Source organism: Mitsuaria sp. TWR114 (genome assembly GCF_007997345.1).
Map to the genome: position 1 here is coordinate 1 of NZ_VOSR01001078.1, position 1,390 is coordinate 1,390.

General features: G+C 71.8%; 1 protein-coding gene and 1 pseudogene. Both read right to left on the reverse strand.

Going from position 1 to position 1,390, the window contains the following annotated elements; genetic code table 11:
• Nucleotides 1–998, reverse strand: a pseudogene (locus FUT87_RS27475) (type III effector protein); the annotation flags it as partial.
• Between the two features lies 1 nt (nucleotide 999).
• Nucleotides 1,000–1,390, reverse strand: a 391-nt coding sequence (locus FUT87_RS29700; protein ID WP_186830817.1) for a type III effector protein chaperone, incomplete at its 5' end; no start/stop codon positions are given.

A 1,390-nucleotide genomic window follows, 5' to 3' on the forward strand; every position in this document is an offset into this window, starting at 1 on the left:
GCGGCGGTGACCGCGTCGAACGCGACCTGCCCCAGCGTGACGTTGCTGTCGCTGCTGATGTTGGTGATCTCGGCCTGCTGGGCCTTCACCGACGCCCGCAGCTGGTCCCCGGATCCGGGCAGCAGCGTGTTCATGTCCTTCACGACCTGGTCGGGCACGACGGCCTTGTCGTCGATCGGCGCGAACTGCCGCGGCATCAGGTTGATCACCGGTGCGACCACGGTCTGGCCCAGCAGGTTGCCGGTGGCGCCGGCGGCGGAGCCCATGAACAGCTGCGTGACGGTGGACACCACCATCGACTTCAGCGACGGCGGCCCCGAGGGGGCGGCGCCCGGGGCCGGCGCGCTGTTGTCGAAAACGGCGCCCGATTGCGGCCGCCCCTGCTCGGCCCGCGCCGCGGCATCGCCCGCCGCGAGGCCGCTGTTGCGCCCGACGCCGAAGGCCATCGACGTGCCCGCGAGGCCCACGCGCATGATCGAGGTCGCGAGCGGCTGCAGGCGGTCCATCCATTGCGCCGACCCCTGGCCGTACTTGATGGCCTCCTGATGCGCCTTGATCTGGTTGTCGCCAGCCTGCCCGCGATCCTCGGGCGCCAGCTTGGCCGGATCCATCTCGGCCCGCAGCGCGTTCTGCAAGGGCTGGCTGGAGACGGGCTTATGCGAGAACTGCTTGACCGCCTTGACGCCGGTCTTGATCACGGCACCCACCGTCGACAGCGTCGGCATGACGGCGTCCTTGATCTTCGACCCGGTGGTGTGGGTCACGCTCGTGTTGGCCGCAGCCTCCACGACCTGCGGCAGGCCGACCCGGCCGGCCAACTGGCTGGCGGCGTCGCCCGCCGATTCCACGCCGCTCCGGACGCGCCGGCGCAGGCCCTGCGGCTGCTGCAGCTCCTCCTGGCGCGGCGGCTCCAGCGGCGTGGTGGGGTTGGAGCTGGTGCTGCCGGTGACCAGCGGCGCCGGGCTCTGCGACGGACTCTGGATCTTGCTCATGCTCATGTCATTGCTCCTTCGGCGTGGCGGCGTCCTGCAGCAGCAGCGCCAGCTGGCGGGCGGTGAGCATGTCCTGCACCAGACTTTCCGAGGACGCGGTCTCCGCGTCGACGACGCGATGCAGGGCCAGCATGCCGTCGGGGTCGCTGCCGATGGTCATCCCGTGCACCGCGAGCAGCCCCGGCGCCTGGGCCAGCAGCGCAATCAACGCGGACGGTGGCATCTCGCCGAGACGCAGCCCCAGCGTGACCGACACCACCAGCTTGCTCTCCTGCGCCGACGCCAGTGCGACCGGCGACAGCAGCACCGCCTCGCCATCAAGCACCAGGCCGCCATCGCGCGCCGCCTGCTCCGCCGCGTCGGCATCCATGCCGAGCGCGCGGGCGGCGGCGCGGGTC